This is a genomic window from uncultured Marinobacter sp., from assembly GCF_963974375.1.
Classification (GTDB): Bacteria; Pseudomonadota; Gammaproteobacteria; order Pseudomonadales; family Oleiphilaceae; genus Marinobacter.
Genome location: NZ_CAXBDN010000265.1, coordinates 1 through 6010, shown reverse-complemented (window position 1 = coordinate 6010; position 6010 = coordinate 1). Strand labels below are relative to the sequence as shown.

The following is a 6010-nucleotide window of genomic DNA, read 5'->3' as shown; positions in this document are numbered from 1 at the left end:
AGAACGGCGGCCGCCGCAACTGTGTATCTGATGATCCGGTGTTCCGGGTCATGGAAGCGGACATGCACAACCTCACGCCCACTGTGGGTGAGGTCAACGGTGACCGCAGCAACTACCGCTTCAGCGTGCTCCCGGGTACCGGGCGTCAGCACGGCGCCTGCGATGTCAAAGTCGATTTCAGCCAACGGGCGGTGGAACCCCGTGATTCGGTCAAAGGCCAGATCGCCCGGGTCTATTTCTACGTTCACGACCGCTATGACCTGACCATGAGCCGGGCCCAGCAGCAGCTGTTCATGGCCTGGCACCGTCAGTTTCCGGTATCGGTGTGGGAGCAGGAGCGGGAACGGCGGATTGCGGCGGTCATGGGCCACGGTAATCCGTTTGTCACGGGCGAGCGCCAGTGGTCATCGGGGCACCGCAACAGCGCCGACGGCGTGGTAACGGCACTGAAGCCCGTGCAGGCCGACGCCTACAGCGGCGCGGTGCGCGGCAACCGGAACAGCAAGGTGTACCACCTGCCCCGGGGCTGTCCGGGATTTGATCAGATCGCCGATCACAACCGGGTCCCGTTCCCCTCACCGGCTGCAGCCAGTGCCGCCGGTTATAGGCAGGCCGGCAACTGCCGGTGAGCCCCCGCCCGGAATCAGGTCCGGTCGCCGCCCTCAGTCCTGATCAGCCTGAGCCGGCGCCCCGGCAGCCTCATCCTTTTTTGCCGAAAAATCGTTATTGCCAAACACTTCGGCAAGAATGGCCTGCTCCATGTAGCCCCGCTGCCCGGATTTCGCCGGAAAACGCACCAACAGATGAATCTCGCCGGCCACCGGCACCAACAGGTTTACCCGGGGGTCCACCGATGGCACTTCCAGGCCCCGCCGTTCGCTGACCCGGAGCATATAGGTGCGCACGGCCTCCAGATAGGGTTCACAGAGACGGGTAGCGGACTCAAGCAGAGCCACCTGCGCTGCCTGCCAGTTTTCTTCACGCTTGAAAGGCACCACAAAGACATGGAACACGTAGTCGTGGGTAAAACTCTCGTTGATCACCGGTTCTGACACGAACAGTGCATTGGGTATGACGGTCATGCGCCCGGTACGCTGGTGAGTGAGCTTGCCCGGCCCCACTTCCAGAATGGTGGTTGCCAGCAGGTTCTCATCGATCACATCGCCCCGGAAATCCTTGATCTGTATGCGATCACCCAGCTCAAAGGAGCGGGCGCCGGTTTTCAGCAAACCACCCAGCACGCAGAGAATCAGTTCCTTGGTGGCCACCACAAAAGCCACGGCAATGGCCACAATGGACAGAGCCAGGGTTCGCAACTCCTCGCCCCAGATGATAATCAGCCCAAGTATAAACAGCAGGATCAGTCCATTGCGGGACTGAACCAGCCATTTTCTGCGCAGTTCGTGGGACTGTACGGTCTTGCGGATGAAGCGACCACTGATGGACCGGGCCAGCAAGATCACCACAATCAGGATCAGGGTGCTGCCGAACAGGCTGGCAACCGAACCGAAAAAATCCAGACTGCCTTCCGGCAGGCCTAACCGATCAGCAATGACAGCGGTTTCCATAGGGGCTATTTCTCCACCCCGGGCCGCGGACTCTGTCCCCAGCGCGGGACCAGAGTCTGAGCCACGCCAAGATGATCGAGAAGCCGGGCGACAATAAAGTCCACCAGATCATCGATAGACCCGGGCTGGTGATAGAAGCCCGGGCTGGCAGGCATGATCACCGCGCCCATTCGGGTCAGCTTGAGCATGTTCTCGAGGTGGATTTCCGAATAGGGTGCCTCCCTGGGCACCAGAATCAGTGGTCGCCGCTCTTTCAGAGCAACATCACCGGCCCGCTCAATCAGGTTGTTGCTGGCACCGGTGGCCAGAGCAGACAGGGTACCGGTACTGCAGGGGCAGATCACCAGCGGCGATGGCTCGCCGGACCCGGAGGCGGGGGGTGCAAACCAGTCCTCACGCCCGTAAACGGCCAGCTGGCCTTCTTCAGCGCCACTGAACTGCGTCAACACTTTCAGTGCAGCAGCGCTGGCACTGGGCAGTTTGAGGTCGGTTTCGGTGGCAATCACCACCTGGGCGGCGCGACTGACCATGACATTGACCCGGCAGCCTGCAGCCACCAGGCACTGCAACAAGCGCAGGCCATACTGGGCGCCGGAAGCGCCGGTAAAGGCAAGATTGATGGTACGACGATCCGCTTCAGTCATGTCCCTGCCCCGCGTTTGCCGTGAGACGGGCAACCAGTCGCTGATGAATGCCACCAAAACCGCCGTTGCTCATGATCACGATGTGACAGGGTTCGGTCAGGTCCGCCATCACGCGCTCGATTACCCCCTCAATGGTGTGCTCTATCTGGTGTTTTTCCGGATCACCATCTTTGGCGCGCTGGTTTTTAACCAGGGCCGGTAACCAGTCCGACTTCTGGGTATTGGCCCAGATCACCCGGTCCGCCAGATCTGCGCTGGCCAGCAGGGTATGTTGATGGACACCCTGTGCCATGGTGTTGGAGCGGGGCTCGATCAGTGCGATGACCGGATCGTTACCGACACTCTGGCGAAGGCCGTCCAGGGTGGTGGCAATGGCTGTCGGGTGATGGGCAAAATCGTCATAGACTCTCACCCCGTTGATATCCGCAAGCAGCTCCATGCGCCGCTTTACACCGGAGAAACGATTGAGCGCGGCAACAGCATGATCCGGAGTCACGCCCACATGGCGGGCGGCGGCGATGGCCGCCAGCGCATTGCGCACGCTGTGCTGGCCGGTCATGGCCCAGTTTACCTGGGCAACCGGCTGCTCGTGATGAATCACCATGAACTGACTGCCGTCGTCCCTGAGCAGCTCGGCGCGCCAGTCGGGGGTGGCGGCCTCGCTGCCGATAGCGGTGGTCTGCAGGGAACTCCAGCAACCCATGGCCAGGGTCCGGTCAAGATGCAGATCGTTCTGGGGGCGAATAATCATGCCGGTACCCGGAACCGTGCGCACCAGGTGATGGAACTGCCGCTCGATGGCTTCCACATTGTCAAAGATATCGGCGTGATCGTATTCCAGGTTGTTCAGGATCAGGGTCCGGGGCCGGTAATGGACAAACTTGGAGCGCTTGTCAAAGAACGCGCTGTCGTATTCATCGGCTTCAATCACGAAGAAGTCGCTGCTGCCGAGACGGGCAGATACGGGAAAGTCCTTAGGCACGCCTCCGACCAGATAACCGGCATCGAACCCGGCCTGCTCGAGTATCCACAGCAGCATCGCGGTGGTGGTGGTTTTGCCGTGGGTTCCGGCGACCGCCAGTACCCAGCGGGTCCGCAGGACCTCCCGGGCCAGCCATTCCGGGCCCGACATATAATCCAGGTTGCGGTTCAGTACCGCCTCCACCTCCGGGTTTCCCCGGGACATGGCATTGCCTATCAGAACCAGATCTGGCGCGGGTTTCAGGTGATCTGCACTGTACCCTTCCATAAGCCTGATGCCCTGGGCTTCAAGCTGGGTACTCATGGGTGGATAGACACCCTGATCAGAGCCGGTTACCTGATGACCCAGCTCCCGGGCCAGCACCGCAAGGCTGCCCATGAAGGTGCCACAGATGCCAAGAATGTGGATATGCATGACGTACCTGTTTCCTGTTTTCGGTGCTGCAAGACTCCCGTATACACGAGGGTGCGTCAAGGCAGCAGTCATGAAAAATATGGCAGATTGACGTATGATTCGCCTCCAGATTCCATTCAGCAGGAGGCTCCAGCCCACCATGGCCATCAAGAACGCATTTTATGCCCAGTCTGGCGGAGTTACCGCCGTTATCAACGCCAGCGCCTGCGGTGTCATCGAGACCGCCCGCAAGCACCCGGAGCAGATCGGCAAGGTCTATGCCGGACGCAACGGCATTATCGGCGCGCTCAGGGAAGAGTTGATCGACACCAGCGAGGAGTCCGAAGAATCCATCAGTGCGTTGATGCACACGCCGGGCGGCGCGTTTGGGTCCTGCCGTTACAAGCTGAAGAACCTCACCGAGAACCGCCGCGAGTACGAGCGTCTGGTTGAGGTATTCCGCGCCCACGACATCGGTTACTTCTTCTATAACGGCGGTGGTGATTCCCAGGATACTGCGTTTAAGGTCTCCCAGATTGCGGACAAGATGGGCTACCCGATCACCTGCATCGGTATTCCCAAGACCGTCGACAACGACCTGCCCTTTACCGACTGCTGCCCCGGCTTCGGCTCTGTCGCCAAGTATGTGGCCACCTCAACCCTGGAAGCCAGTCTTGATATCCGCTCCATGAGCGAGTCGTCCACCAAGGTCTTTATTCTTGAAGTCATGGGCCGCCACGCAGGCTGGATTGCGGCTTCCGGTGGTCTCGCCGGCAAAGGCCGGGAAGAGCCCCCCCACATCATCCTGTTCCCGGAAATTCCGTTTAACCGGGAAGCCTTTCTGGCCCGGGTGGAACAGTCAGTGACCGATTACGGTTATTGCGTCGTGGTTGCATCCGAAGGTGCCCAGTATGAGGACGGCCGCTTTCTGGCCGATGCCGGCGGCAAAGATGCCTTTGGCCATACCCAGCTAGGTGGCGTGGCCCCGACCCTGGCCAACATGGTGAAGCAGGCACTGGGTTACAAGCATCACTGGGCCGTCGCCGACTATCTGCAACGGTCAGCCCGCCACATTGCCTCTGCCACCGACGTGGAACAGGCCTACACCGTTGGCAAGGCCGCTGTTGAAATGGCTCTGGCCGGCAAGCAGGCGGTGATGCCCATTATCGTGCGCGAGCAGTCCAGCCCCTACCGCTGGCACATTGGCGAGGCCCCGCTCAGCGAAGTGGCGAATCAGGAGAAGAAAATGCCGATTCACTTCATCTCCGATGACGGCTTCGGGATCACCGACGATTGCCGTGAGTACCTGCAACCGTTGATTGAAGGCGAAGCCTTCCCTCCCTTCGAGAATGGCATTCCGAAAGTGGCTCATCTGAGGTGCGTGCTGGCGCCGAAGAAACTGAAGAGCCCGTTCGAGGTGTAAGCCATCTCGGGCACAGATCACTGCCCACAAAAAGCCCCGGACGCTGCTGCATGGTACCGGGGCTTTTTGTGGATTCAGGTTGCGCTGGCAGCACCAAGCTTACTGACGTATCCCGAAAACTCGTCATAGCCGCCGATGTAGGCCTGCCCCACCAGAATCTGTGGCACAGTGAATACCGGTCGGCCCACTATCTCTGCCAGATCCGCCTTGCTGATACCTTCCTCAATGATGTCGATAAAACGGAAGGGGAATCCTCTGCTCTCACACAAATCAATTGCGCGCACGCAGAAACCACAACTGGGACGACCATAAATCGTAACTGTGTCCACGGTGTAAAAACCTCCAGTCAGCTGTATGTATTGCAGGGTCCTCAACCGTGCCGGACATCCGGCAAGCGTACCCAGGTGACAACATCATGACAGAGGCGCAAGCCAATGCACATTGAATGGTTTACATGGCTGCCATAGGAAAGCCCCATTAACCCTGGGAGTCAGCGGATTCCGGGTACAGAAACCGGCGCAGCAAAGGCTCGCCATTGAACTCCGCCTTCAGCACGGCAATAAAGGTGTAGACGCCGATCAACTTGCGGTTGAGGAAGACAAATTCTTTGGGTGGGACTTTGAAATAGCGGCTAATGGCGGACCGGGCAGCCTGGCGGGCCACCCGCGATGGCAGGTCACTTTCCTTCCAGCGGTACTGTCCCTCGGCATTGACCGCATGTTCCGGCCAGTTGTAGTTGGCCGGGGCCAGAGGCTCAAGAACCGACATGCACACCTCGGCAAAGGTCTCGAGCACGTCCCGCGGCCAGCTGGTTTTCATGAAGTGCAGGCGCACTCCGCCGTCGATAACGCTTTCAAGGTCCTGCTCGTAGGAGGCCCTGATCATCTGGATAACCGGCCCCAGAAAGTCGTCGCTATAGGCCTGCACCGCACCGAAGTCCAGCAGCACAATCTGATCCTGGTCCGGGTCTGAGCCCGGCTCACCGGCCACGCGGATGCGG

The 6010-nt window shown here is 59.9% G+C and carries 6 protein-coding genes and 1 pseudogene; 2 read left to right on the top strand and 5 right to left on the bottom strand.

Annotated features, from left to right (window positions below; translation table 11 throughout):
• Positions 1-629: endonuclease (locus AAC035_RS17760; RefSeq protein ID WP_339806428.1), on the top strand; the 629-nt coding region annotated here is incomplete at its 5' end.
• A 33-nt stretch (positions 630-662) separates the two neighbouring features.
• On the opposite strand, the gene AAC035_RS17755 is transcribed toward AAC035_RS17760, so the two are convergent.
• From AAC035_RS17755 to mpl, 3 genes are read right to left on the bottom strand one after another with little or no spacing between them, the layout of a single operon-like run.
• Positions 663-1568, bottom strand: a complete 906-nt coding sequence (locus tag AAC035_RS17755) for a mechanosensitive ion channel domain-containing protein (RefSeq protein WP_339806427.1) — start codon at positions 1566-1568, stop codon at positions 663-665.
• A gap of 5 nt (positions 1569-1573) precedes the next feature.
• The gene (locus AAC035_RS17750; protein WP_339806426.1) at positions 1574-2212 is read right to left on the bottom strand and encodes a flavin prenyltransferase UbiX; all 639 of its coding nucleotides are present in this window, start codon (positions 2210-2212) and stop codon (positions 1574-1576) included.
• Positions 2205-3608: a UDP-N-acetylmuramate:L-alanyl-gamma-D-glutamyl-meso-diaminopimelate ligase gene (mpl, locus tag AAC035_RS17745; protein WP_339806425.1), complete on the bottom strand. Its 1404-nt coding sequence runs from the start codon at positions 3606-3608 to the stop codon at positions 2205-2207. Before mpl ends, AAC035_RS17750 begins: the two co-directional genes overlap by 8 nt.
• A gap of 139 nt (positions 3609-3747) precedes the next feature.
• On the opposite strand from mpl, the gene AAC035_RS17740 reads away from it, so the two are divergent.
• Entirely contained in the window at positions 3748-5010 is a 1263-nt protein-coding gene (locus AAC035_RS17740; protein ID WP_339806424.1) for a 6-phosphofructokinase, read from the top strand.
• Positions 5011-5084: 74 nt separating this feature from the next.
• Here the strand turns inward: AAC035_RS17740 and AAC035_RS17735 are convergent, their stop codons facing one another.
• Entirely contained in the window at positions 5085-5339 is a 255-nt protein-coding gene (locus tag AAC035_RS17735; RefSeq protein ID WP_339806422.1) for a GrxA family glutaredoxin, read from the bottom strand.
• A 148-nt stretch (positions 5340-5487) separates the two neighbouring features.
• A pseudogene (locus AAC035_RS17730) lies at positions 5488-6010 on the bottom strand (AarF/ABC1/UbiB kinase family protein); the annotation flags it as partial.